Source organism: Hydrogenophaga sp. (assembly GCF_041913525.1).
Classification (GTDB): domain Bacteria; phylum Pseudomonadota; class Gammaproteobacteria; order Burkholderiales; family Burkholderiaceae_C; genus Hydrogenophaga.
This window is the reverse complement of record NZ_JAYSFD010000012.1, coordinates 89,728-113,537: the sequence shown is the minus strand read 5'-3', so window position 1 is coordinate 113,537 and position 23,810 is coordinate 89,728. Positions and strand designations below refer to the sequence as shown.

Sequence of the window (23,810 nt, the reverse complement as noted above, 5' to 3'; positions counted from 1 at the left end):
AATTTTGAAGCGGCACTCCCGCCTTCAGATGGTCAGTTTTCGGTCGGCGTCAACAAGCTGGAAGCTTCCCGCTTGCAGCCAGACGATAAACCGTGCGTTTCCCAGCCTTCAAATAAGCAGCAACTTCGTCAAGCGTGAGGATTTCGTCTGGTTGGTCGCGCATAGGGGAGGCGGTACGTGATTCTGGACTACAGCTGACCCAGATATTGTCACAGGATGACATCGAAGTACAAACTTGAGCAACGTTGACACCCCGAGTTAGGCGGGAAGCGCTTCCCTGAGGGTCCATCAGAAAAGGTACTTTGAGAGACATAAACCGCCATTCGAAGCACCGCTGACGATTGATTCAACCCAACTTTTGCGACAGCAAATGATTTTTTCTCGACAGGATTTGATTTTCTGACCAGCGAGCGCGTGCGCTCGGCCATCGCCAACTCGGGACTTGATTTCCCCGCCAACAAGCGCATCACGGTCAACCTCGCGCCGGCCGACCTGCCCAAGGATTCCGGCCGCTTTGACCTGCCCATTGCCCTGGGCATCCTGGGCGCCAGCGGACAAGTGCCCCTGGCGGCCATCGACGGCCATGAGTTCGCGGGCGAGCTGTCGCTGGGCGGGGAACTGCGCCCGGTGCGCGGCGCACTGGCCATGAGCCTGGCGCTGCGCCGCGAAGCCGTGCCCGACTTGTCGCTGGTGCTGCCGCCCGGCAGCGCCGAAGAGGCCGCGCTGGTGCCCGATGCGCGGGTGTACCGGGCCGCACACCTGATCGACGTGGTGGACCAACTGCGCCAGCACGGTGCACCAGAAGAGGGAAACACCGGTGCTGGCAAAGGTTGGTCCCTGGCCCAGGCCAGCGCCGCCACACCCGCCGCTTACGCCGACCTGGCCGACGTGAAAGGCCAGGCCGCCGCCAAGCGCGCGCTGGAAATCGCCGCCGCGGGCGGGCACAGCCTGCTGATGTGCGGGCCACCCGGCTCGGGCAAATCGATGCTGGCCCACCGATTCGCCGGTCTGCTGCCGCCACTGGACAACGACGAGGCGCTGGAAGCCGCCGCCCTGGCCTCGCTGGCGGGCCGCTTCGACCTGGCCCGCTGGGGCCAGCGCCCCACCGCCGCGCCGCACCACACCGCCAGCGCCGTGGCCCTGGTGGGCGGCGGCTCACCCCCGCGCCCGGGCGAAATCTCACTCGCTCACCACGGTGTGCTGTTCCTTGACGAACTGCCCGAGTTCGTCCGCCCCGCCCTGGAGGCCCTGCGCGAGCCACTGGAGACCGGGCGCATCCGCATCTCGCGCGCCACGGTGCAAACCGAGTTCCCGGCGCGCTTCCAACTGATTGCCGCCATGAACCCCTGCCCCTGCGGCTACCTCGGCCACCCCACCCGCGCCTGCCGCTGCAGCCCCGAACAGGTGGCGCGCTACCAGGGCAAGCTCAGCGGGCCGCTGCTCGACCGCATCGACCTGATGGTGGACGTGCCCGCCCTGCCCCCCGATCACCTGCTGCACGGCATGGCCGGCGAGCCCAGCGCCTGCGTGCGCGAGCGCGTGGTGGCCGCCCGCCAACGCGCCCTGACGCGCCAGGGCGAAGCGAACCAGACCCTCAGCGGCCAAGCACTGGACGCCCATGCGCAAGCCGACGCCACCGCCCTGAAGTTCCTGCAAAACGCCGCTCAGCGCCTGGGTTGGAGCGCCCGCAGCACCCACCGCGCCCTGCGCGTGGCCCGCACCATCGCCGACCTGGCCGGCCAGGAACAGGTGGGGGTGGCCGAGGTGGCCGAGGCGGTGCAGTACCGCCGTGGACCGGGGGGGCGGGGTTGATGAGCGCCGCGCATCTACAGCCACGCCATTCGACGTGGGGCCTCATTCTCGGCATCGTGGCAGTCGGCGCGGGGGCCTTGATTGTGTCGCCGCTGCTCAAAGACCTGAGCACGGCCACCGGCACCCCGGTGGGCCGCATGGGCTGGGTGGTCGCGGTGTATGGGCTGACCCTGGCGTTCACGGCGCCGCCCATGGCCTTGTGGTGCCGCTCGGTACCGCGCCGCACACTGTTGATCGCGGGCATGGCGCTGCTGGGGGCCGCCACGCTCGCCTGCGCCATGGTCAGCACATTCGGCCAATTGCTGCTGGCCCGTGCCGCCTGCGGCGTGGCGGCCGGGTTGTTCATCCCCTCGTGTTACGCCTGGATCGGCGAAAACGTACCGGCCGAGCGCCGGGCGCAGGCCATGGGCCGGGTGATGGCTGGCTGGTCGGTGGCGCTGGTCCTCGGGATACCGGCGGGGGGCTGGCTGGCTGAGGCCTTGGGATGGCGGGCTGCCTTTGTGGCCACCTCCGTGGTGGCGGTGATCGCTGTGATCGCCCTCAGCCGCCTGCCTGCCCAGCCTTCACCCGACGCAGCCCGAAACACGGCGCGGCAGGATTGGGCAGTGGTTGCCGCGCCGGAACCGTTGACGACCATGGCCATCAACTTTCTCACCGTGATGGGCTTCTACGCCTGCTACACCTATCTCGGCTGGGCCACCCGCGACGCCCTGGGCGTGGGCAGCGGCGTGGCGGGCAGTGTGATGATGTGCTACGGCATCGGCTTGATGCTGAGCACACTCAACGGCCACTGGCTAGACCGTTTCGGGCACCGGCGCTCGCTGGCCGTGGCCGCCTGGTGCCTGTTGCTGGTGTTCGCCGCACTGCCGCTGGGGCTGTTCCACCTCGCGGTCCTAGGGGCTGTCATGGTGGTCTGGGGCGTTTTCCAGGGCGTAGCGCAGACCTGCACGGCCACCCTGATGACCCGCCAAGCCCCGGGCGCCCAAGGCCTGGCCATGGCCTGCATGAGCGCCACCACCTATCTGGGCGTGGCCTTGGGGGCGGCCGCAGGCGGCTGGGTGATGCCCACCCATGGCTTCGCCGCAGTGGCCGCGATCTCGGCCGTGGCCACGGGCATCGCGGGGGCACTGGTACATTGGCTGGGCGATGCACCCGAGCGCAGAGCCGCGACGGGCTGAGCCGGTCTTACTTCAACAAGATCGGCTGCCCGTTGTCGCCCACGCGGATGACCTGGCCGGCCTTCCACGCGGGTGCCGCGGCTTGTTCAAACTGGCGCTCGCTGCCGTCTTTCATGCGCACGCGGGTGACCCAGACCTTCTGGCTGGTGGCTTTTTTCTGCACCTCGTTGCCCACGTAGGCGCCGCCCACGGCACCGCCGATGGTCGCCAGGGTCTTGCCGGTGCCGCCGCCCACCTGGTTGCCCAGCAGGCCGCCCACCACGGCGCCGCCCACCATGCCCAGGGCGCCGCCCTGGCCATCGCGTTTTTCCTGCTGCACCGACTGCACCACGCCACAGGTGGAGCAGAGCGACTTGTTCTTGTCGGCCCAGGCGGGCGCGGCAACGAGGGTGGCCAACAACGTGGCGGCGAGGGCGAAGTGGCGCATGGAAGGCTCCGGTTGAGAAGAGCCTGCCAGCTTACAGATTCGGGGCCAACCAGCGTTGCAGTTCGTCGCGCGCCACGCCGCTGCGGTCGGCCAGGTCTTGGGCCTGGTCTTCGCCGATCTTGCCGACGTTGAAATAGGTGGCCTGCGGGTGGCCCAGGTAGAAGCCGCTCACGCTGGCGGCCGGGGTCATGGCCAGGCTTTCGGTGAGGCCCATGCCAATTTCGTCGGCGTGCAGCAGCGCGAACAGGCCGCGCTTGACGGAGTGGTCTGGGCAGGCGGGGTAGCCCGGCGCGGGGCGGATGCCCTGGTACTTTTCCTTGATCAGTTCTTCGTTGCTCAGCGACTCGTTGGCGGCATAGCCCCACAGGTCTTTGCGCACGCGCTCGTGCATGCACTCGGCCAGGGCCTCGGCCAGGCGGTCGGCCAGGGCCTTGAACATGATGGCGGAGTAGTCGTCGTGCGCGGCCAGGAACTGCCGCTCTTTCTTCTCCACGCCCAGGCCGGCGGTGACGGCGAACACGCCCACGTAGTCGGGCTTGCCGGGCGGGGCCACGAAGTCGGCCAGGCAGCGGCTAGGGCGCATTTCGCCATCGATCTCTTGCTTTTCGGTCTGCTGGCGCAGGCCGTGCCACACCAGCACGGGCTGCTGGCGCGATTCGTCGGCATACAGGGCAATGTCGTCGTCGCCCAGGCGGTTGGCCGGGTACAGGCCGATGACGGCGCTGGCCGTGAGCCAGCGGCCTTCAACCATTTTCTTCAGCATGGCCTGCGCGTCTTCAAACACCTTGCGCGCCTGCTCGCCCACCACCTCGTCGTCCAGGATGGCGGGGTAGGGCCCGGCCAGGTCCCAGGTCTGGAAGAAGGGACCCCAGTCGATGTAGCGGCTCAGCTCGGCCAGGTCGAAGTTCTTGAACACGCGGCGGCCGATGAACTTGGGCGCGGGCGGGGTGTAGCCGGCCCAGTCGATGGGCGTCTTGTTGGCGCGGGCCTTCTCCAGCGGCCACAGCGGCACCTGCTTTTTGTTGGCGTGTTGCTGGCGGACTTTCTCGTAATCGGCCTTCACGTCGGCCACGAACTGCGCCACCTGCTCGCCCAGCAGGCCCTGGGCCACGCCCACGCTGCGCGAGGCGTCGGGCACATAGACCACCGGGCCTTCGTAGTTGGGCGCAATCTTCACCGCGGTGTGCACGCGGCTGCAGGTGGCACCGCCAATGAGCAGCGGGGTCTGGCGGCTGCGGAAGTACTCGTCCTTCTGCATTTCGCTGGCCACGTACTGCATCTCTTCGAGGCTGGGCGTGATCAGGCCCGAAAGGCCCACGATGTCGGCGCCCTCTTCCTTGGCCTTGGCCAGGATTTCGTGGCAGGGCACCATCACGCCCATGTTCACGACCTCGAAGTTGTTGCACTGCAGGACCACGGTGACGATGTTCTTGCCGATGTCGTGCACGTCGCCCTTGACGGTGGCGATGACGATCTTGCCCTTGGTGCGCACGTCGCGCCCGGCGGCCTCGTCCTGGCGCTTCTCCTCTTCGATGTAGGGGATGAGGTGCGCCACGGCCAGCTTCATCACGCGCGCGCTCTTGACCACCTGCGGCAGGAACATCTTGCCCTGGCCGAACAGGTCGCCCACCACGTTCATGCCGTCCATGAGCGGGCCTTCGATCACGTTGAGCGGGCGGCCACCGTCGCGCTCGATCTCGCGCCACATCTCCTCGGTGTCGTCGGTGATGTGCTCGGTGATGCCGCGCACCAGCGCGTGCGAGAGGCGCTCGCGCACGGGCAGCGCGCGCCAGGCGTTTTTCTGGGTGTCGTCCTTGGCCGCGCCCTTGGCCGATTCGGCGATCTCCACCAGGCGCTCGCCCGCGTCGGGCCGCCGGTTGAGCACCACGTCTTCCACGCGCTCGCGCAGGGTGGGCTCCAGCTCGTCGTACACGCCCACCATGCCGGCGTTGACGATGCCCATGTCCATGCCGGCCTGAATGGCGTGGTACAGGAACACGGTGTGAATGGCCTCGCGCACCGGCTCGTTGCCACGGAAGCTGAAGCTCACGTTGGACACGCCGCCCGACACCTTGGCGCCCGGCAGGTGCTGCTTGATCCAGCGCACGGCCTCGATGAAATCCACGGCGTAGTTGGCGTGCTCCTCGATGCCGGTGGCGATGGCGAAGATGTTGGGGTCGAAGATGATGTCCTCGGGCGGGAAGCCGACCTCGTCCACCAGGATGCGATAAGCGCGCTCGCAAATTTCAATCTTGCGGGCGTAGGTGTCGGCCTGGCCTTTTTCGTCGAAGGCCATCACCACGGCGGCCGCGCCGTAGCGCTTGATGAGCCGCGCGTGGTGCTTGAAGGCGTCCACGCCCTCTTTCATCGAGATCGAGTTGACGATGCCCTTGCCCTGGATGCAGCGCAGCCCGGCCTCGATCACCTCCCACTTGGAGGAGTCGATCATGATGGGCACGCGCGCGATGTCGGGCTCGCCGGCGATCAGGTTCAGGAAACGCACCATGGCGGCCTGGCTGTCCAGCATGGCCTCGTCCATGTTGATGTCGATCACCTGCGCGCCGTTCTCCACCTGCTGGCGGGCCACGGCGAGGGCGTCTTCGTAGCGCCCCTCCAGAATCATGCGGGCGAAGGCCTTGGAGCCGGTGACATTGGTGCGCTCGCCCACGTTCACGAACAGGCTGCCCTCGCCAATGCTCAGGGGCTCCAGCCCGGACAGCAGCATGGGCGGCACGGACGGACGGGTATCGGACGAGGAAACAACAGAAGACGACATGGCACTCACCAGGGATGTTCGGGAAACAGACCGGTGAGCGTCGTTGGGGCCTGTTTGCGCCCACTCAAGCCTGACGCCCCGACACCCGCGGTGGGCGGGCCGGTGCGCTGCAACGCTCCTTGAGAGGCCGGCATTTTACCGGCGCGGGTGTTCAGGCCTGGGTCGGGGCCAAAGGCGCTGCCGCCGCGCGGCGCCGAACCGCCACCACCTGCTCGCCCGTGGCCAGCGAACGGGCGCGCAATTGGCCGCAGCCGGCGTCCACGTCTTGGCCGGCCGAGTGCCGCAGCTTGGTGAGAATGCCGCGGCGGTGCAGGCGCCGGGCGATGTCGGCGGCCTTCTCCCAGCTCGGGCGGTTGTAGGGCAGGCTGGGCACGGTGTTGTACGGAATCATGTTGAGGATGGCGTACTTGCCGTGCAGCAATCGCACGATGCCTTCGATCTCGACGTCGCTGTCGTTCACGCCGTCCAGCAGCGTCCACTGGTACTGAATGGGGTAGCCCGTGGCGCGCGCGTAGGCCTCGCCGCGCTGCACCAGCTCGTCCGGGTCGATGCGGGGGGCGCGGGGAAGCAACTGGGCGCGCAAGTCGGCGCGGGTGGTGTGCAGCGACAGGGCCAGCGCCGGCTTCACGCGGCCACGCGGCAGGGCGTCAAAGGCACGTTCGTCGCCCACGGTGGAGAACACCAGGTTCTTGTGGCCGATGTTGCCCAGCGTGCCCAGCAGCTCGATGGCCTCCAGCACGGCCTCCAGGTTGTGCGAGGGCTCGCCCATGCCCATGAACACCACTTTGTTGACCGCACGGCGCGAGCGCGCCAGCGCCACCTGCGCCACGATCTCGGCGCTGCCGATCTGGCGAATCAAGCCCCCGGTGCCGGTCATGCAGAAGGTGCAGCCCACGGCGCAACCCACCTGGCTGGACACGCACAAGCCGCCGCGCGGCAGCAGCACGCTCTCCACCGTCTGGCCATCGCGCAAGGCCACCAGCAGGCGGGCCGATCCGTCCTCTCCCGGGTGCTCGGACTGCAGCGTGGCCAGGCCCGCCCACTCGGCGGTGATCTCGGGCAGGGCGGCATACAAGGCCTTGGGGAAGTGGTGCTCGGGCTTGCGACGGCCGCCCTCAGGCGGCAAGGCGTTCACCCACGTGCGCAGCAGGCGCTGCTCGTGCAGCGGCCCGGCCCCCAGGGCGCGCAGGCGTTGGCGAAGTTGGTGCAGGTGCATGGGAGGGCGATTGTCGCAAAGCGGTCGACCGAGCGCCGCCCCGTCCACCACAATGCACTTCTTTGAACAGGGGAGACACGCATGCTGGAGACCACCATTCGCGGCCGCGCGGCCGACTTGGGCCACGGCCTGACGGTGCGCCGCGCCCTGCCCCACGCCCAGCGCCGCTCGGTCGGCCCCTTCGTGTTCTGGGACCACGCCGGCCCGGTGACGGTGCCGGCCGACGAGGTGCGTCAGGCCGACGTGCGCCCGCACCCTCACATCGGCCTGTCCACCGTCAGTTACTTGCTCAGCGGCAGCATGACCCACCGCGACAGCCTGGGCACGCACCAGGTGATCCGCCCAGGTGACGTGAACTGGATGACCGCCGGGCGCGGCATCTCGCACAGCGAGCGCTTCACCCACCCCGACTCCTTCGAGGGCGGCGGCCTGGAGCTGCTGCAAAGCTGGGTGGCCCTGCCCGTGCAAGACGAAGAGACCGCGCCGGCCTTCGCCCACACGCCAGTGAGTGCCCTGCCCGAAGGCCGCGCTGCGGGCCTGTGGTGGCGCCTGGTGGCGGGCGAGGCCTACGGCCAGCACAGCCCGGTGGTCACGCACTCGCCCCTGTTCCTGGTGCACGCCGAAGCAGAAGCCGGTGCCACCCTGCGCCTGCCCGGCGGGCACCGCGAGCAGGCGGTCTATGTGGTGCGCGGCGAGATCGAACACGCCGGCTCGGTGCATGGCGCTGGCGACTTGCTGGTATTCGATGGCGGCGCCGATGCACTTGCCGTGCGCAGCGCCGCCACCCTCATGCTCTTCGGCGGCGAGCCGCTGGGGCCGCGCTTCGTGTGGTGGAACTTCGTGTCCTCGCGCAAAGAGCGCATCGAACAGGCCAAGGCCGATTGGGCCGCCGGGCGCTTCGCGCTGCCGCCCGACGACCACGACGAGTGGATTCCATTGCCCGGCTGATGCCGGCCAATCAGGCCTCTTGAGCGTTCAAGCGGAAGGCCTGTACCGCCGCCAGCAACTGGCGAGATTGCTCGCGCATGGCGTCGGCCGCCGCGGCGGACTGCTCCACCAGTGCCGAGTTGCGCTGGGTGGCCTCGTCCAGGCTCGCCACGGCTTGGTTCACCTGGCCGACGCCCGTGGCCTGTTCCTGGTTGGCCCGCTCCATGGTGGCCAGCAGGGTGTGCAATTCCTGCACCGACGCCACGATCTGCTGAATGGTCTGGCCGGCGCGGTCCACCAGCTCGCCACCGGTGCGCACCCGCTCAGCCGACTCGCCGATCAAGGCCTTGATTTCGCGAGCCGCTTCGGCCGATCGCGTGGCCAATTGGCGCACCTCGGTGGCCACCACCGCAAAACCCCGCCCATGCTCGCCCGCCCGGGCGGCCTCCACCGCCGCATTGAGCGCCAGGATGTTGGTCTGAAACGCGATGCCATCGATCACGCCGGTGATGTCGGCAATGCGGGTGGACGAGGTGGTGATCTGCGCCATGGTGTTCACCACCTCACCCACCAGGCGGCTGCCATCGACAGCGGTGCTCGCCGCAGCCGCCGAAATTTCCCCGGCCTGACGGGCGGTATGGGCGTTCTGCACCACCGTGCCGTGAATCTGGGCCATGGTCGCGGCGGTTTCCTGAAGGCTTGAGGCGGTCTGCTCGGTGCGGCCCGACAGGTCGGCCGTGCCCGCGGCAATCTCGCTGGCCGCCACCTGCACGCCTTGCGCCGACGACTGCACCAACGCCACCATGCGGCGCAATTGCTGAGCCATGTCGGCCTGGGCCTGCATGAGTTGCGTCACCTCACCCTGACCCAGCGGCACACGAACCTCGCGCCCAATGTCGCCCTGGGCAATCGAACGGGACACCTCGATGGCCGACGACAGACCGCCCAAAATCGAGCGCGACACCCGGCGCGAAATCACCACGGCCACGAGCAGCGCCGCCAACACCACCATGCCGAGCTGGCCCACACGCTGCCACATCGACGCCCTGAGGTCATCGAGGTAAATGCCCGAGCCCACCACCCAACCCCAAGGCTCAAAGGCCTTCACGTACGAGAGCTTCTCCACCGCGTCCTCGCGGCCAGGCTTGGGCCACAGGTAGGACACAAAGCCCGCGCCGTCGCGCCGCCCGGTCTCGGCAAAGGCCACGAACAGCGCCACGCCGTTGGCGTCGCGAATCTGGCTGCCGTCTTGCCCATTCAACTCAGGCTTGATCGGGTGCATCACCACGCGCGCCTGGAAATCGTTGACCCAGAAATACTCAGACCCGCTGTAGCGCAACTTGGCCAGCGCCTCGCGCGCCAAGGCTTGGGCCGCCACCTTGTCTAGGCGTCCGCTGGTCTCCTGACCATGCGCCCACACCAGCACGCCATGGGCCACTTCCACCGCCTGGCGCGTGGCCTGCTGCCGGGCGGCGTACTCGCTGCGGTAGATATCCATTGCCTGCCAGACCGCCAGGGCCAGCAGGCAGGCAATGCCGAAAAAAACCAGAAAACGCAGGCGCGCCGCCATCGACCCTGCCCCGAACGCGTGTCGCATAAAACCTGTCCCTTCGTTGAACGACGCCCGACAAAAACAGGGCGGCCAAATAAATTTCTTTGTATTCAACGATCGGCCAAACCCGCATCACATTGAGGTCTTTTTTCGCCTATGACCTGTGGGTGCAGACACATGGCGCATCGGCGCTCCCCAATGGACATGGGCGCGGGCTGGCGGCATGCTCTGCAGCGGTCCACAAAAACTGAGGAGACACCATGGACAAGAGCGCCGACTGGCTGGTGACCTACGCCCGCTACCACCGCGACCCACGCAACATCGCCACGCACGCCGTGGGCATTCCCTTGATCGTCTTTGGCATCGCGGTGCTGCTGGCCCGGCTGCAGCTGCCCGGCGACATTGGCGGGCACATGGTGCTGTACGCCGCAGGGGCCATCTGGTACGTGCGCCAGGGCCTGAATGTCGTGACGGTGGCCACGCTGCTCGCGGTGGGCGCGCTCACCGCGCTGGCCCACCCCTTTGGCGCCGCACCGCTGCCAGTGTGGCTGGCGGCCGGCCTGGGCTGTTTCGTGGTGGGCTGGGTGTTCCAGTTCGTGGGCCACTTCTGGGAGGGCCGCAAACCGGCGTTCTTCGACGACCTTCGCGGCCTGTTCGCCGGCCCCCTGTTCGTGGTGGCCGAGGCCTGGTTTGCCTTGGGCGGCGGGCAGGCGCTGCGCGATCGCATCGAGCGCGAGGCCGGCCCGGTGGCCCGGCAAACCCCCAGGCGGCAGCCCGGCGCCTGAGGGGCGGCGCCGGGCCCGCTCGCTCAGGTGTTGGGCGCGGTCTTGGCGCTCCAGATCATGGTGATGGCCAGGATGCCCACCACCACGCCCAGCGACACGGCCACCGGGATCTTGAAGATGTCGATCAACATCATCTTGGTGCCGATAAACACCAGGATCACGGCCAGGCCGTAGTTCAACAGGTGGAACTTGCTGGCCACAGCCTGCAGCAGGAAGAACATGGCGCGCAGGCCCAGGATGGCGAACACGTTGCTGGTGAGCACGATGAACGGGTCTTGCGTGATGGCGAAGATGGCCGGGATCGAGTCCACCGCGAAGATCACGTCGGTCAGGCCCACCAGGCAGATCACCATGAACAGCGGCGTGGCGATGCGCTTGCCGTTTTCCAAGGTGAAGAACTTTTCGCCGTCAAAGCCCTTGCTCACGGGCAGCAGCTTGCGCAGCAGCTTGAGTGCCGGGTTGTCGTCCAGGCTCGGCTCATGACCCGCGGCCCACCACATCTTCACGCCGGTGAGCACCAGGAAGGCGCCGAAGACGTACAAGATCCAGTGGAACTGCGCCAGCAACCAGCCGCCCACCAGAATCATGATGGTGCGCAGCACGATGGCGCCGATGATGCCGATCATCAGCACCCGCTTCTGGTACACCGCCGGCACCGCGAAGTAGGTGAAGATCATCAGGAAGACAAAAATGTTGTCAACCGCCAGGCTCTTCTCGATGAGGTAGCCGGTGAGGAACTCCAGCGACTTCTCGTTGGCGATGGCGGTGGAGCCGGTGGTGTCTTTCACCGCCCACCAGAACAGGCCGTTGAACAGGAAGCTCAAGGCGATCCAGACGATCGACCAGTTCAGGGCCTCTTTCACGCCCACCTCGTGCGAGCCCTGCTTCTTGAGCACGACAAAGTCGACGAACAGGGCCGCCAGCACGAAGACAACGAAAACCACCCACAGCCACAGTGGCGCAATGCTTTGCATGAATAAACCTCAGGTTGGTGTTGAACGAACACCCCAAGGTCTTGCCACATCCGCATGGGTGATGCGGGTGGGGGTTTCCGGCGGTGGAACACCGCGTATTGACGAAAACCCCATCCATCGAAGCCCGACTTGGTGCCGGGTGACAGGTTGACTACTCCCCTTGAAGGAAAGCGCGATTATGCGGGGTAGGTCTTTTCCACGCAAGTCATCAGGTTTTAGGCCGCTTCTCGGTAGAACGGCCCGCGCTGCAGCGCGCGCGGCGACTGCGAGCCCACCGCCTGGTGGATGGCGCCGATGTGCTGCGGCGTGGTGCCGCAGCAGCCCCCCACGATGTTCACCAGGCCTTCGGCCGCGAACTCGCGCAGCAGGCGGCTGGTGACCTCGGGCGTTTCGTCAAAGCCGGTGTCGCTCATGGGGTTGGGCAGGCCGGCGTTGGGGTAGCAGCTGATGAAGGTGTCGGGCGCGGCCTTGGCCAGTTCCTGGATATAGGGGCGCATCAGCGCGGCACCCAGCGCGCAGTTCAGGCCCACGGCCAGCGGGCGGGCGTGGCGCACGCTGTGCCAGAAGGCGGTGACGGTCTGGCCGCTGAGGATGCGGCCCGAGGCGTCGGTGACGGTGCCGCTGATGAGGATAGGCAGGCGCTCGCCGGTCTGGTCGAACGCTTCCTCGACGGCGAACAGCGCGGCCTTGGCGTTGAGCGTGTCGAAGATGGTCTCGACCAGGATCACGTCGGCGCCGCCCTCGATGAGCGCCAGGGTCTGCTCCAGGTAGGCCGCGCGCAGCTGCTCGAAATCGACATTGCGCGCGCCGGGGTCGTTCACGTCGGGGCTGATGCTGGCCGTCTTGGGCGTGGGGCCAAGCGCGCCGGCCACGTAGCGCGGCTTGTCCGGGGTGGAGAACTTGTCGCAGGCGGCACGCGCGAGCTGCGCCGAGCGCAGGTTCATCTCGCGCGCCAGGTGGGCCATGCCGTAGTCCTCCTGCGCGATCGTGGTCGCGCCGAAGGTGTTGGTCTCGATCAGGTCGGCGCCGGCGGCCAGGTAGCGCTCGTGGATGTCGCGGATCACGTCGGGCCGGGTGAGCGAGAGCAGCTCGTTGTTGCCCTTCACATCGCGCGGAAAGTCCTTGAATCGATCCCCCGCGCCATCGGGCCCGGTGTAGCCCTCGCCCCGGTACTGCGCCTCGCCCAGCTTGAAGCGCTGGATCATGGTGCCCATGGCGCCGTCGAGGATGGCGATGCGGTGCTTCAGGATCTCAGGCAGCGCCTGGGCGCGGGTGTAAACGGGCAATGCGGGCGAGTTCATCCGGCGATTGTAGGGAGGGCGGCAAACGAATCCCCGACAATACCGCCCCATGAAAGACCTCACGCCCACCCAAGCTTGGCAATGGCTGCAAACCGAAAGCGAGCGCTTGCACGCCGCTGGCGAACAGCCGCCGCTGTTCGTGGACGTGCGCATGGAGATCGAGTCGCTCTACGTGGGCCGCCCGCCCGGCGTGGAGAACATCCCCTGGTACGAATACCCCGACCTCACGCCCGACCCCGCGCACTTTGCGGCGGCGGTCGAGGCCGAGGCGGGCAGCAAAGAACGCCCCATTCTGCTGATCTGCCGCAGCGGCAAACGCACCCGCGACGCCGGCCAGGCCCTGGAGGCCGCCGGCTTCACCAACGTGGCCCACGTGCTGCACGGCTTCGAGGGCGAGCTCAACGACGAGTTCAAGCGCTCCAGCCTCAACGGCTGGCGCTTTGAAGGCCTGCCCTGGGAGCAGATGTAAGGGCATGATCGACATCGCCCCCGGCGCCGAGGTCATGGAAGCCAGCCTCGGCGTGCTGCACGAGGTCTTTGGCTACGACGCCTTTCGCGGCCCGCAGGCCGACATCGTGAGCCACGTGGGTGCCGGCGGCGACGCGCTGGTGCTCATGCCCACGGGCGGCGGCAAGTCGCTGTGCTACCAGGTGCCGGCCATCGTGCGCCAGCAGGCGGGCCTGGGCCTGACCATCGTGGTCTCGCCCCTGATCGCGCTGATGCACGACCAGGTGGACGCCCTGCTGGAAGCCGGCGTGGACGCCGCCTACCTGAACTCCAGCCTCTCGCTCGACGACGCCCAGCGCGTGGAGCGCCAGATGCTGCGCGGCGACATCACCCTGCTCTACGTGGCGCCCGAGCGCCTGACCACGCCGCGCTTCCTGGCCCAACTCGATTCGCTGCACGAGCGCGGCCAGCTCTCGCTGTTCGCCATCGACGAAGCGCACTGCGTGAGCCAGTGGGGCCACGACTTTCGGCCCGAGTACCGCGAACTGGCCGTGCTGCCCGAGCGCTTCCCCGGCGTGCCCCGGGTCGCGCTCACCGCCACGGCCGATTCGCTCACCCGCGCCGACATCGTGGAGCGCCTGCAGCTGCAAAGCGCGCGCACCTTCGTCAGCAGCTTTGACCGCCCCAACATCCGCTACCTGCTGGTCGAGAAGAAAGACGCCACCCAGCAATTGCTGCGTTTCATCCGCGACGAGCACATGGCCGGTGGCGTGCATGACGCGGGCATCGTGTACTGCCAGTCGCGCCGCCGCGTGGAAGAGGTGGCCACGCTCTTGCAGAACGCCGGCCTGAAGGCCCTGCCCTACCACGCCGGCCTGGATGGCGCCGTGCGCCAGACCCACCAAGACCGTTTCGTGCGCGAAGACGGCTGGATCATGGTGGCCACCGTGGCCTTCGGCATGGGCATCGACAAGCCCGACGTGCGCTTCGTCGCCCACCTGGACATGCCCAAAAACATCGAGGGCTACTACCAGGAGACCGGCCGCGCCGGGCGCGACGGCGAGCCCGCCAACGCCTGGATGGCCTACGGCCTGCAAGACGTGGTGAACCAGCGCCGCATGATCGACGACAGCCCCGCAGGCGACGAGTTCAAGCAGGTGCTGCGCGGCAAGCTAGACGCCCTGCTGGCCCTGGCCGAAACCAGCGACTGCCGCCGCGTGCGCCTGCTGGCCTACTTTGACGAGACCTACCAGGGCCCACCGGGCACGCCACCTGGCGCCATGCTGCGCCCGGTGTGCATGAACTGCGACAACTGCTTGAACCCGCCCGAGCTGTTCGACGCCACCGAGCCCGCACGCAAGCTGCTCTCGTGCCTGTACCGGGTGCAGCAAAGCAGCGGCCACGGCTTTGGCGCGGGCCACGTGATGGACATCCTGCGCGGCAAGAAGACCGACAAGGTGGCGCAGTACGGCCACGACCAACTCAGCACCTTCGGCATCGGGGCGGACTGGAGCGAAACCCAGTGGCGCGCCTTGCTGCGCCAGCTCATCGCCCGCGAGGCCGTGCGGGTGGACGACGCGCCTTACAACACGCTGCACCTGGCCGATGGTGCGCGCCCCATCCTCAAGGGCGAAGCGCGCGTGAGCCTGCGCATCCAGGCCGAGCGCGCCCCCTCGCGCTCGCGCGGCCAACGCCGCAGCCCGGTGGACCACGACGGCACGCCGCTGTCACTGGCCGAGCGCGAGTGCCTGGACGCCCTGCGCGCCTGGCGCGCCGAGGTGGCGCGCGAACACAACCGCCCGGCTTACGTGATTTTTCACGACAGCACCCTGCGCGACATCGCCACCCGCAAGCCCCAGACCCTGGCCGAACTGGACGGCATCGCCGGCCTGGGCGTGAAAAAACGCGAGGCCTACGGCGAGGCCGTGCTTCAGGTGGTGAGTGCTTTTCTCTGAGGCATTCCGGTCCTGGCGGCCCATGGCGAACACCATGGTGTGACAGCGAAAACCGTCCATCGGCACTGGGGTCTTCTCCGGGCTGAGAACGCTCAATTTCGGCCCATCGGCGCCGATCCTTTAGCCAAGCGGGCGTTGCCTGCGGTCCCACCCGACACAAGGAGCCGGCATGTTTTTTAAGCTGCCCTGGTTCAAGAAGAGCCGAACCCACCAGTATCAGGACACCCAGGTTCTCGAACTCGATTTCGTGATCGACGAGTTCCGCGCCATGCTGTCTGACATCGACGACCCCCAGCGTTACCGCCTGCAGGCCGCGCTGATGGTGGCCCAGAACCCGAAAGACCTTTGGTTCCTGCGCAGCAAGGTGTTCAACCTGATCTCCAAGCACCATTGCGAGTCGGTGGCTCGCAAGCGCATCACCGGCCTGGACAGCAAGCTGCAGTTCTTCCTGGAACACCACCCCGACTACTCGCCCGACGAGCTGCCCACCAAGCCTGGCGTGTTGCACTGAATCGCCACACACCCTCGCACCAAGCCGCCGCGCATTTCGCCGGCGGCTTTTTTGTGCCTCCGTTTGATCAGCCCGTGAAGCCCATGCTGCGCGCTTCGCGCACCTCAGGCTTGATGCGGTGCTCGGCCTCCAGCTGCGCCAGGAACTCCTCTGGTGCCATGGCTTCGCCCAGGATCTCGGCCTGGCGCTTGACCGCCGCGAAATCGCCCGGGCACAGCTGCTCCAGTTGGGCCAGGCGCTGGCGCAGGGCGTCGGTCAATGCGGCCGGCTCACCCCCCAGGGCTTCGGTCACGAACATGGTCTCTCGCTGCTCGCGCGTGAGCGGCTTGAAGCGAATCTTGAACGTGAACCGCCGCAACGCGGCCTGATCGAGGCTGTTCATCAAGTTGGTGGTGCAGATGAACACACCCCCGAAACGCTCCATGCCCTGCAGCATCTCGTTGACCTCGGTCACCTCGTAGGTGCGCTGGGCACCGCGGCGGTCTTGAAGAAAACTGTCGGCCTCGTCCAGCAGCAACACCGCGCGCTCGGCCTCTGCCTCGCGAAACATGGCGGCCATCTGCTGCTCGGTCTCGCCCACGAACTTGCTCACCAGGTCGCTGGCGCGGCGAACCATCAAGGGCCGCTGCAGTTGCTGCGCGATGTGCTCGGCCAGCGCGGTCTTGCCGGTGCCAGGCGCGCCATGAAAACACAAGCACCCGTGGCCACGCGCCCGCAGCGCCTCCACGATGCGCGGCAGGGGGTAGCGCGAGTCCACGTTGAGCATGTCCAATCGGTACGCGGTGACCGAAGGGCGCGCCACCACGTCTGGCCGACGCCCCAGCGCCAGGTCGGCGTGGCGCAATTGCCGCTCGATGGTGTCGTCCAGCAGCGCTGGCGGGGCTGTGCGCCGGCGCCGCGCACCCGGGGCCGGGGCCGCGGCCAGTTGCGCAAAGCGCACCGCTGTGCGGATTTGCGCGGGCGTGAGGCCCTGGCGGTCGGTCAGGCGCGCCACCAGGGCATCTGACACCGGCACGCCCGCCAAGGCCGTGCGCACCAATTGCTCGCGCGCGCCGGGTGGCGGGCTCTTGAGTTCCAGGTGGTAGGCAAAACGCCGGCGAAAGGCGGGGTCGATCTGCTCGATGCGGTTGGTGACCCAGAGGGTGGGCACCGGGTTGTGCTCCAGCACCTGGTTCACCCAGGCCTTGCCGCTGACACTGGCGCTGTGGCCGTGTGGTGACACCACGTGATCGGCCCGCGCCATGAACTGCGCGGCCTCGCTGGAGATGGGCGGAAAAACGTCTTCCACTTCATCGAACAGCAGGGCCGAGCGCGTCATGCCCTTCAGGAAGACCTGCGCGATCTGCAGCGAGCGGTAGCGGTCGCGCCCCGAGAGCGCGTTGCCGTCGCGGTCGGCGTATTCCACCTCGAACAGCTCCAGCCCTGCCGCGCGGGCCACTACCCGCGCCAGCTCGGTCTTGCCGGTGCCGGGTGGGCCATACAGCAGCACGTTGATGCCAGGCTCTTTGCGCGCCACGGCCTCGCGCAGCAGGCCACTGAGCAGGCGCACGTCGTCACCCACGTAGGCGAAATCTTTCTCGCTGAGGGCAGACGGTGCGGCCGGGCGGGTGAACACCGCCATCAGCTCGCTTTGCGAGCGGTACTCCCGCATGAGCACCGGCGGCAGTTTCTCGCTGACCTTCATCAGGTCGGCCAGGTCGGTGATGTTGTGCTCGGAGATGAGGTTCTCCACCATGCCGATGCGCTCCAGCCGCGAGCCCGCGCGCAGGGCCTCGCCCACTTCGCTGGGCTTCACGCCCGCCAGCTCGGCAATGGTGGCGTAGGCCTCGGCCGCGTTGCTCACCTTGAACTCCACCAGGATGGAGCGCAGGTCGCGCTGGTAACGCGCCAGCGTGCCGTAGAGCAACAGCGCACGCTCGGCGCGGTTGAGTTGCAGCAGCGAGGCCAGGGCGTCGATGTTTTTCTCCACCAGGGTCGACTGCGTCTTCAGCGCCTGGCTGAGCCACTCACCGGTGACGGCCAGCACCGAGAGCAAGTCTTTGGGCGCCTCCTTGGCGTATTCGTCCAGGTAGAAGAACAGCGTGCCCTCTTCGTAGGGCCCGCGCCAAGTGCCGTAGCGGTCCATGAAGGCGCCAATGGCCAGTCGCTCCTGGCCCGCCCAGAGCTCGTTGTCCTGGCAGCGCCGACGCAAGAACTCGCGCAGGCGCATCAAGACCGTGTGCGGCCAGACCAGGTGGCGGCCGGCCAGGGAGAGCAGGGTGTTGAGGTCTCGCCGCACATTGAAGTGGTGGCCCTGCCGGGCCGCCAGCGAGAGCACGAAATGCGAACACATCAGGTCCAGCACCGGCGCGTGGCGCAAGCCGGGCGAGGCGTACACCCGGGCCTCGCCCATGCCGATCGCGCGCGACTCGCGGCCCTCACCGGGCAAGCGGGTAGCAGACAGCGAGCGCTTGGGCATGGAACACCTCCGGGAAGACACCGTACCGGGTAATCGACGGTCTCGCGCGGACCATACCCCAGCTTGTTCAGCGAGGGAAGCGCACGATGACGGGCGTCACCCGGCACCGAAAATCGGCGCTCGGGCCGGTAGCCGATTCACAATGGCGGCATGCTGTCGCTTCAAGACGTCCAAGCCGCTGCCCAACGCCTGCAAGGCCAGGTGCTCGACACACCCTGCGTGGAGTCGCGCACGCTGTCACAGATCGCGGGCTGCCAGATCTACCTGAAGTTCGAGAACCTGCAGTACACCGCCTCGTTCAAAGAGCGCGGTGCCTGCAACAAGCTCACCCAGCTCACCCCGGCCGAGCGCGCGCGCGGCGTGGTGGCCATGAGCGCGGGCAACCACGCGCAAGGCGTGGCGTACCACGCCCAGCGCCTGGGCCTGCGGGCCACCATCGTCATGCCCCGCTTCACCCCCGGCGTGAAGATCGAGCGCACACGCGGCTTCGGTGCCGAGGTGGTGCTGCACGGCGACACGCTCGACGAAGCCCGGGCGCACGCCCGCGCCCTGGCCGACACCCAGGGCCTGGTGTTCGTGCACCCCTACGACGATGAGGCCATCATGGCCGGCCAGGGCACGATCGCACTGGAGATGCTGCGCGCCCAACCCGACCTGGACGTGCTGGTGATCGCCGTGGGCGGCGGCGGCCTGATCGGCGGCATGGCCACGGTGGCCAAGGCGCTCAGGCCCGACATCGAGGTCATCGGCGTGCAGACCGAGCGCTTCGCGGCCATGTTCGACGCCATCAAGGGCACCCACCACCCGCAGGGTGCCAGCACCATCGCCGAAGGCATTGCGGTGGGCACACCCGGGCGGCTCACCCAGGCCGTGGTGCAAGAGCGGGTGGACGACCTGATGCTGGTGGACGAGGGCGACATCGAGCAGGCCATCGTGATGTTGCTCGAAATCGAAAAAACCCTGGTGGAAGGCGCGGGCGCCGCCGGCCTGGCCGCCGTGCTCAAACAACCTGCGCGGTTCGCCGGGCGCAAGGTGGGCCTGGTGCTGTGCGGCGGCAACATCGACCCCATGCTGCTGGCCTCCATCATCGAGCGCGGCATGGTGCGCGCCGGCCGGCTGGCGCGCATTCTGGTGAATGCGCGCGACGTGCCGGGCAACCTGGCCCGCATCGCGGCCCTGGTGGCCGAGGCCGGCGCCAACATCGACGAGGTGCACCACCAGCGCGCCTTCACCCTGCTGGCCGCGCAGAACGTGGAGATCGAATTGGTGCTGCAAACCCGGGGCCGCGAACACGTGCAGCAGGTGATCGACTGCCTGCACAACGCCGGCTTTGCCGCCCGGGCCACCTGAGCGACGCCACGGCCGGCGGGGCTTCCCTTAGAATCCCGGCCCAGTTGCATCACATCTGGAGAGAACCGCCATGGCGCACACCGAGCACCACAACCCCGCCGACAAGTCTGAAGACCTGGTGGAATCCATCGTGCCCTACATGCCTGTCGTGCTGCCCGTGGCCGGCGGCGTGCTGATGTTCCTGCTGGCCTTCATCGCCGTGTTCATGGCCTGAACCCCAGGCTTCCCGGCACCTCAGGCCGACCACCCGAAAGGGTCGTCGGCCTTTGTTTTGGTGGTGCATCCACCGTTTTGGGCATCACGTTATGCGGGCTTTGCATGTAACCCGCAGGTAACTGACGGGGCGAATGCCTAAAATTCCGGCACTGGCCGACCCGCCGCTGGCCGGCGGATGCACCCATCTGCCGACCGACCCCTGCTGCCCGCCGCCACCCGCCCCGCAGCACCGAGCGCCGACCACCCGATTTCTGCCGCAGCCATTCACAACAGCCGCCGTGTCAGTTGCCTGACGCTTGCGGCTGTTGGTGTCTGTGGCGAGCGCCGATTCGTTACCTCTGGAGCCATTACATGAACTCTCCCGTGATGCAGGGCCTGGCCCTCAACACCCCCGCCTACGTCAAACACCCGCGCCTGATCGCCTGGGTGGCCGACATGGTGGCGCTGTGCAAGCCCGACAACGTGGTCTGGTGCGACGGCAGCGACGAGGAATACAACCGCCTGTGCGAGCAACTGGTGGCAGCCGGTACCCTCAAGAAGCTTGACCCGGTCAAGCGCCCCAACAGCTACCTGGCCTGGTCCGACCCGTCGGACGTGGCCCGCGTGGAAGACCGCACCTTCATCTGCTCGGAGAAGCAGGAAGACGCCGGCCCCACCAACAACTGGAAGGCCCCGGCCGAGATGCGCGCCACCCTGCAGCCGCTGTTTGACGGTTGCATGCGCGGCCGCACCATGTACGTGGTGCCCTTCAGCATGGGCCCGCTGGGCAGCCGCATTGCCCACATCGGCATCGAGCTGTCCGACAGCGCCTACGTGGCCGTGAACATGAAGCTCATGACCCGCATGGGCCGGGCCGTGTTCGACGTGCTGGGCACCGACGGCGATTTCGTGCCCTGCGTGCACACCGTGGGCGCCCCGCTGGCCGCCGGCGAGACCGACAAGACCGCCTGGCCCTGCAACCCGACCACCAAGTACATCGTCCACTACCCCGAAACCCGCGAGATCTGGAGCTACGGCTCGGGCTACGGCGGCAACGCGCTGCTGGGCAAGAAGTGCTTCGCGCTGCGCATCGCCTCCACCATGGGCCGTCAGCAGGGCTGGCTGGCCGAGCACATGCTCATCCTGGGCGTGACCTCGCCCGAGGGCAAGAAGTACCACGTGGCCGCCGCCTTCCCCAGCGCCTGCGGCAAGACCAACTTCGCCATGCTGATCCCGCCCAAGGGCTTCGAGGGCTGGAAGGTCACCACCATCGGTGACGACATCGCCTGGATCAAGCCGCACGCCGATGGCCGCCTCTACGCCATCAACCCCGAAGCCGGCTACTTCGGCGTGGCCCCCGGCACCAACACCATGACCAACCCGAACTGCATGGCCAGTCTGGACCGCGACGTGATCTTCACCAACGTGGCCCTGACCGACGACGGCGACGTGTGGTGGGAAGGCATGGGCGATGCGCCGGCCCACGCCATCGACTGGCAAGGCAAGGACTGGACCCCGCAGCTGGCCAAGGAAACCGGCGCCAAGGCCGCCCACCCCAACGCCCGCTTCACCGTGGCCGCCACCAACAACCCCGCGCTGGACCACGCCTGGGACGACCCCAACGGCGTGCCGATCGACGCCTTCATCTTCGGCGGCCGCCGCTCCACCACCGTGCCGCTGGTGACCGAGGCCCGCAACTGGACCGAAGGCGTCTACATGGCCGCCACCATGGGCTCCGAGACCACCGCCGCCGCCTTTGGCGCGCAAGGCGTGGTGCGCCGTGACCCGTTCGCCATGCTGCCTTTTGCCGGCTACAACATGAGCGACTACTTCCAGCACTGGCTCAACATGGGCGAGAAGCTGGCCGCCGACGGCGCCAAGCTGCCCGCCATCTTCTGCGTGAACTGGTTCCGCAAGGACGAGAACGGCAAGTTCGTGTGGCCTGGCTTCGGCGAGAACATGCGCGTGCTGAAGTGGATGATCGACCGCATCGAAGGCCGCGGCCAGGGCGAAGAACACGCCTTCGGCATCAGCCCCCGTTACAACGACATCCACTGGAACGGCCTGGACTTCTCGCCCGAGCAGTACAACACCGTCACCCACATCGACAAGGCCGCCTGGGCCCAGGAAATGGCCCTGCACGGTGAGCTGTTCGCCCAGTTGGCCTACCACCTGCCGCAAGCCCTGCAGGACACCAAGGCCGCCATCGAAAAGCGCCTGGCCGCCTGATCAGCGCTCGCGCCTCAACGAAAAAGCCACCCGAGGGTGGCTTTTTTGTGCGCGCTCGGGGCGCAGACGGGCAAAAAAATGGCCACCCGAGGGTGGCCAGAGAGGAGACAACCTTCGACGATCAAATCAGAACAGGGCGCGGCCAGCGCGCTCGCGGCCCAGCTTTTCCCAGAAACCCATGTCGCGCACAGTCGCGGTTTCGGCGGTGGCGGGCAGGGCAGCCGGGGCGGCTTCCTCGGTGCGGCTGCGGGCAGACACCAGCTCGGCCATCACGCGGGGGTCGGCGCGGGCGATGTCCCACAGGCGCTCTTCAGCGCGCTTCTGGGCCAGCGAACGCGACCAGGCGTCCAGCGAGGCCATGGTGCGGCGGGCCAGGGCGCGGGCGGAATCGGCAAACAGGGCCATGCCAGCGAAGACCACCACCCACAGCAGCACCCAGGCCAGCAGCAGGTGACCGTCAGCCCAGGTGCTGATCAGGCGATCGGCCAGCACGACCATGGCGGCGACCACGGCGGCCAGCAGCATGAAGGACAGACCACGCGCGCCGTTGCGACCGGCGGACGGGGTGCGCTGCGTAGCGGCAGCGGGGGTACGAAGGCCCAGCGGGGCGGAAGAAGCGTTGACGTAGGTGCTCATGTTGGACTCCCAAAAACCATCGACGAGAGCGTCGTTGGGGTGAATATTAGGGTTTCCCCCCATATCTCACCACTTTATTTTTGTAATGGCTAACATTCACCGCCGTGATAACCAACCTCAACTTCCGCACGCTCGACCTGAACCTGCTGCGCGTCTTCGACGAGGTGATGGCCGAGCGCAACCTCACCCGCGCCGCGCACAACCTGGCCATGACGCAGCCCGCGGTGAGCAACGCCTTGCGGCGCCTCAGAGAGGCCATCGGTGACGAACTGGTGCGGCGCTCGGGCTACGGCGTGGAGCCCACGCCCGTGGCGCTGGCGCTGTGGCCGTCGGTGCGCGATGCCCTGTCGCTGCTGCGCGAGTCGCTGGCGCCAGGCACGTTTGACCCGGCCACGGCCCACAACGCCTTCGTGCTGGCCATGGCCGACGCCACGGCGGCCAAGATCATTCCGGGCCTGGTGCGCATTTGCGAGAGGGAAGCCCCCGGCGTGAGCCTGCGCATCCTGCCACTGACCACGCGTGACCCGCGCCAACTGCTGGACTCCGGCACCGCCGACCTGGCCATTGGCCACTTTCCTGGCGTACTGGCCGAACTGGGCGCGGTACACCTGCAGGAAGAAAACCCGCAGTTCCTGCACGAGCGCCTGTACGACGGCGAGTACGTGGTGGTGATGCGCCGCGACCACCCCATGGCCGGCCGGCCACTCTCGCTGGACGAGTACTGCGAAGCGCGCCACCTGCTGGTGAGCTTCTCGGGCCGGCCGTTCGGCTTCGTGGACGAGGCCCTCACCGCCCTGTCGCGCCAGCGGCGCGTGGTGCTCACGGTGAACCAGTTCTTCACCGCCGGGCGCGTGGTGGCCACCACCGACCTGCTCACCGTTTTGCCACGTCACTTCGTGGGCGCCACCGGCATGGAAGACAAACTGGCCTTGAGTGAACTGCCCCTGCCCGTGCCCCCAGTGCACGTGGACACCCTTTGGCACCGCCAGGCCACCCACAACCCTGCCCATCGCTGGTTGCGCGAGACCATTGGGCGGGCGGCCGCCCAGGGTTTCGGCCCAGACAGCGCGTGAGCCCCCTG

Annotated in this window: 19 protein-coding genes, 1 pseudogene and 1 riboswitch; of the genes and pseudogenes, 11 read left to right on the top strand and 9 right to left on the bottom strand. The window is 67.6% G+C overall.

Translation table 11 applies throughout. The annotated features are described in order from the left end of the window. Positions 1 to 55: 55 nt before the first annotated feature. Positions 56 to 163, bottom strand: a pseudogene (locus tag ACE3RQ_RS14910) (helix-turn-helix transcriptional regulator); the annotation flags it as partial. Positions 164 to 414: 251 nt separating this feature from the next. On the opposite strand from ACE3RQ_RS14910, the gene ACE3RQ_RS14905 reads away from it, so the two are divergent. Further along, on the top strand, positions 415 to 1,812 hold the full coding sequence (locus tag ACE3RQ_RS14905; RefSeq protein ID WP_374522834.1) for a YifB family Mg chelatase-like AAA ATPase: 1,398 nt from the start codon (positions 415 to 417) through the stop codon (positions 1,810 to 1,812). Beyond that, positions 1,812 to 2,990 (top strand): MFS transporter, encoded by a 1,179-nt coding sequence (locus ACE3RQ_RS14900; RefSeq protein ID WP_374522833.1) that lies wholly within the window; start codon positions 1,812 to 1,814, stop codon positions 2,988 to 2,990. The genes ACE3RQ_RS14905 and ACE3RQ_RS14900 overlap by 1 nt, the downstream gene beginning before the upstream one ends. A 7-nt stretch (positions 2,991 to 2,997) precedes the next feature. Here the strand turns inward: ACE3RQ_RS14900 and ACE3RQ_RS14895 are convergent, their stop codons facing one another. From ACE3RQ_RS14895 to ACE3RQ_RS14885, 3 genes are all read right to left on the bottom strand, one after another. Beyond that, on the bottom strand, positions 2,998 to 3,417 hold the full coding sequence (locus tag ACE3RQ_RS14895) for a glycine zipper 2TM domain-containing protein (RefSeq protein ID WP_374522832.1): 420 nt from the start codon (positions 3,415 to 3,417) through the stop codon (positions 2,998 to 3,000). A 31-nt stretch (positions 3,418 to 3,448) separates the two neighbouring features. Continuing rightward, positions 3,449 to 6,193, bottom strand: coding sequence for a methionine synthase (gene metH / locus ACE3RQ_RS14890; RefSeq protein WP_374522831.1), 2,745 nt, complete (start codon positions 6,191 to 6,193; stop codon positions 3,449 to 3,451). Between the two features lie 28 nt (positions 6,194 to 6,221). Then, a riboswitch (S-adenosyl-L-homocysteine riboswitch) is annotated at positions 6,222 to 6,320 on the bottom strand. Positions 6,321 to 6,344: 24 nt separating this feature from the next. After that, positions 6,345 to 7,409 carry an RNA methyltransferase gene (locus ACE3RQ_RS14885; RefSeq protein WP_374522830.1) on the bottom strand — a complete coding sequence of 355 codons (1,065 nt, stop codon included), beginning with the start codon at positions 7,407 to 7,409 and terminating at the stop codon, positions 6,345 to 6,347. A gap of 81 nt (positions 7,410 to 7,490) precedes the next feature. On the opposite strand from ACE3RQ_RS14885, the gene ACE3RQ_RS14880 reads away from it, so the two are divergent. Beyond that, positions 7,491 to 8,357, top strand: coding sequence for a pirin family protein (locus ACE3RQ_RS14880; protein ID WP_374522829.1), 867 nt, complete (start codon positions 7,491 to 7,493; stop codon positions 8,355 to 8,357). 10 nt (positions 8,358 to 8,367) lie between these two features. Here the strand turns inward: ACE3RQ_RS14880 and ACE3RQ_RS14875 are convergent, their stop codons facing one another. Next, complete coding sequence (locus tag ACE3RQ_RS14875; RefSeq protein ID WP_374522828.1) at positions 8,368 to 9,933, bottom strand: methyl-accepting chemotaxis protein; 1,566 nt, start codon at positions 9,931 to 9,933, stop codon at positions 8,368 to 8,370. 215 nt (positions 9,934 to 10,148) lie between these two features. On the opposite strand from ACE3RQ_RS14875, the gene ACE3RQ_RS14870 reads away from it, so the two are divergent. Next, entirely contained in the window at positions 10,149 to 10,673 is a 525-nt protein-coding gene (locus ACE3RQ_RS14870; RefSeq protein WP_374522827.1) for a DUF962 domain-containing protein, read from the top strand. A gap of 23 nt (positions 10,674 to 10,696) precedes the next feature. Here ACE3RQ_RS14870 and ACE3RQ_RS14865 read toward each other — a convergent pair whose 3' ends face one another. Further along, a complete protein-coding gene (locus tag ACE3RQ_RS14865) occupies positions 10,697 to 11,647 on the bottom strand; it encodes a TerC family protein (RefSeq protein WP_374522826.1) in 951 nt (316 codons plus the stop codon). A 215-nt stretch (positions 11,648 to 11,862) separates the two neighbouring features. Next, positions 11,863 to 12,948, bottom strand: a complete 1,086-nt coding sequence (locus tag ACE3RQ_RS14860) for a homocysteine S-methyltransferase family protein (RefSeq protein WP_374522825.1) — start codon at positions 12,946 to 12,948, stop codon at positions 11,863 to 11,865. A 49-nt stretch (positions 12,949 to 12,997) separates the two neighbouring features. On the opposite strand from ACE3RQ_RS14860, the gene ACE3RQ_RS14855 reads away from it, so the two are divergent. The 3 genes from ACE3RQ_RS14855 to ACE3RQ_RS14845 all read left to right on the top strand — a co-directional run bounded on the left by ACE3RQ_RS14855 (position 12,998) and on the right by ACE3RQ_RS14845 (position 15,861). Further along, positions 12,998 to 13,417: a rhodanese-like domain-containing protein gene (locus ACE3RQ_RS14855; RefSeq protein WP_374522824.1), complete on the top strand. Its 420-nt coding sequence runs from the start codon at positions 12,998 to 13,000 to the stop codon at positions 13,415 to 13,417. Between the two features lie 4 nt (positions 13,418 to 13,421). Further along, positions 13,422 to 15,350 carry a DNA helicase RecQ gene (gene recQ / locus ACE3RQ_RS14850; protein ID WP_374522823.1) on the top strand — a complete coding sequence of 643 codons (1,929 nt, stop codon included), beginning with the start codon at positions 13,422 to 13,424 and terminating at the stop codon, positions 15,348 to 15,350. 169 nt (positions 15,351 to 15,519) lie between these two features. Next, complete coding sequence (locus ACE3RQ_RS14845) at positions 15,520 to 15,861, top strand: hypothetical protein (protein WP_374522822.1); 342 nt, start codon at positions 15,520 to 15,522, stop codon at positions 15,859 to 15,861. Positions 15,862 to 15,928: 67 nt separating this feature from the next. Here ACE3RQ_RS14845 and ACE3RQ_RS14840 read toward each other — a convergent pair whose 3' ends face one another. Next, the gene (locus ACE3RQ_RS14840) at positions 15,929 to 18,253 is read right to left on the bottom strand and encodes an ATP-binding protein (RefSeq protein ID WP_374522837.1); all 2,325 of its coding nucleotides are present in this window, start codon (positions 18,251 to 18,253) and stop codon (positions 15,929 to 15,931) included. A gap of 216 nt (positions 18,254 to 18,469) precedes the next feature. Between ACE3RQ_RS14840 and ACE3RQ_RS14835 the strand changes: the two genes are divergently transcribed. From ACE3RQ_RS14835 to ACE3RQ_RS14825, 3 genes are all read left to right on the top strand, one after another. Next, positions 18,470 to 19,669, top strand: a complete 1,200-nt coding sequence (locus ACE3RQ_RS14835) for a threonine ammonia-lyase (protein WP_374522821.1) — start codon at positions 18,470 to 18,472, stop codon at positions 19,667 to 19,669. A 70-nt stretch (positions 19,670 to 19,739) separates the two neighbouring features. Next, positions 19,740 to 19,883: a hypothetical protein gene (locus ACE3RQ_RS14830; protein ID WP_374522820.1), complete on the top strand. Its 144-nt coding sequence runs from the start codon at positions 19,740 to 19,742 to the stop codon at positions 19,881 to 19,883. A gap of 353 nt (positions 19,884 to 20,236) precedes the next feature. Further along, on the top strand, positions 20,237 to 22,093 hold the full coding sequence (locus ACE3RQ_RS14825; RefSeq protein WP_374522819.1) for a phosphoenolpyruvate carboxykinase (GTP): 1,857 nt from the start codon (positions 20,237 to 20,239) through the stop codon (positions 22,091 to 22,093). A 126-nt stretch (positions 22,094 to 22,219) separates the two neighbouring features. Here ACE3RQ_RS14825 and ACE3RQ_RS14820 read toward each other — a convergent pair whose 3' ends face one another. Next, complete coding sequence (locus ACE3RQ_RS14820; protein WP_374522818.1) at positions 22,220 to 22,729, bottom strand: hypothetical protein; 510 nt, start codon at positions 22,727 to 22,729, stop codon at positions 22,220 to 22,222. 107 nt (positions 22,730 to 22,836) lie between these two features. Here ACE3RQ_RS14820 and ACE3RQ_RS14815 point away from each other — a divergent pair, with 107 nt between their 5' ends. Beyond that, entirely contained in the window at positions 22,837 to 23,802 is a 966-nt protein-coding gene (locus ACE3RQ_RS14815) for a LysR family transcriptional regulator (RefSeq protein WP_374522836.1), read from the top strand. The last annotated feature ends 8 nt before the right edge of the window (positions 23,803 to 23,810 follow it).

What these genes read in the sequence shown, in the direction of transcription:
- ACE3RQ_RS14900 (WP_374522833.1), top strand. Translation starts at nt 1,812, where the DNA reads ATGAGCGCCGCGCATCTACAGCCACGCCATTCGACGTGGGGCCTCATT.
- ACE3RQ_RS14895 (WP_374522832.1), bottom strand. Translation starts at nt 3,417, where the DNA reads ATGCGCCACTTCGCCCTCGCCGCCACGTTGTTGGCCACCCTCGTTGCC.
- metH (WP_374522831.1), bottom strand. Translation starts at nt 6,193, where the DNA reads ATGTCGTCTTCTGTTGTTTCCTCGTCCGATACCCGTCCGTCCGTGCCG.
- ACE3RQ_RS14885 (WP_374522830.1), bottom strand. Translation starts at nt 7,409, where the DNA reads ATGCACCTGCACCAACTTCGCCAACGCCTGCGCGCCCTGGGGGCCGGG.
- ACE3RQ_RS14880 (WP_374522829.1), top strand. Translation starts at nt 7,491, where the DNA reads ATGCTGGAGACCACCATTCGCGGCCGCGCGGCCGACTTGGGCCACGGC.
- ACE3RQ_RS14875 (WP_374522828.1), bottom strand. Translation starts at nt 9,933, where the DNA reads ATGCGACACGCGTTCGGGGCAGGGTCGATGGCGGCGCGCCTGCGTTTT.
- ACE3RQ_RS14870 (WP_374522827.1), top strand. Translation starts at nt 10,149, where the DNA reads ATGGACAAGAGCGCCGACTGGCTGGTGACCTACGCCCGCTACCACCGC.
- ACE3RQ_RS14865 (WP_374522826.1), bottom strand. Translation starts at nt 11,647, where the DNA reads ATGCAAAGCATTGCGCCACTGTGGCTGTGGGTGGTTTTCGTTGTCTTC.
- ACE3RQ_RS14860 (WP_374522825.1), bottom strand. Translation starts at nt 12,948, where the DNA reads ATGAACTCGCCCGCATTGCCCGTTTACACCCGCGCCCAGGCGCTGCCT.
- ACE3RQ_RS14855 (WP_374522824.1), top strand. Translation starts at nt 12,998, where the DNA reads ATGAAAGACCTCACGCCCACCCAAGCTTGGCAATGGCTGCAAACCGAA.
- recQ (WP_374522823.1), top strand. Translation starts at nt 13,422, where the DNA reads ATGATCGACATCGCCCCCGGCGCCGAGGTCATGGAAGCCAGCCTCGGC.
- ACE3RQ_RS14845 (WP_374522822.1), top strand. Translation starts at nt 15,520, where the DNA reads ATGTTTTTTAAGCTGCCCTGGTTCAAGAAGAGCCGAACCCACCAGTAT.
- ACE3RQ_RS14840 (WP_374522837.1), bottom strand. Translation starts at nt 18,253, where the DNA reads ATGGGCGAGGCCCGGGTGTACGCCTCGCCCGGCTTGCGCCACGCGCCG.
- ACE3RQ_RS14835 (WP_374522821.1), top strand. Translation starts at nt 18,470, where the DNA reads ATGCTGTCGCTTCAAGACGTCCAAGCCGCTGCCCAACGCCTGCAAGGC.
- ACE3RQ_RS14830 (WP_374522820.1), top strand. Translation starts at nt 19,740, where the DNA reads ATGGCGCACACCGAGCACCACAACCCCGCCGACAAGTCTGAAGACCTG.
- ACE3RQ_RS14825 (WP_374522819.1), top strand. Translation starts at nt 20,237, where the DNA reads ATGAACTCTCCCGTGATGCAGGGCCTGGCCCTCAACACCCCCGCCTAC.
- ACE3RQ_RS14820 (WP_374522818.1), bottom strand. Translation starts at nt 22,729, where the DNA reads ATGAGCACCTACGTCAACGCTTCTTCCGCCCCGCTGGGCCTTCGTACC.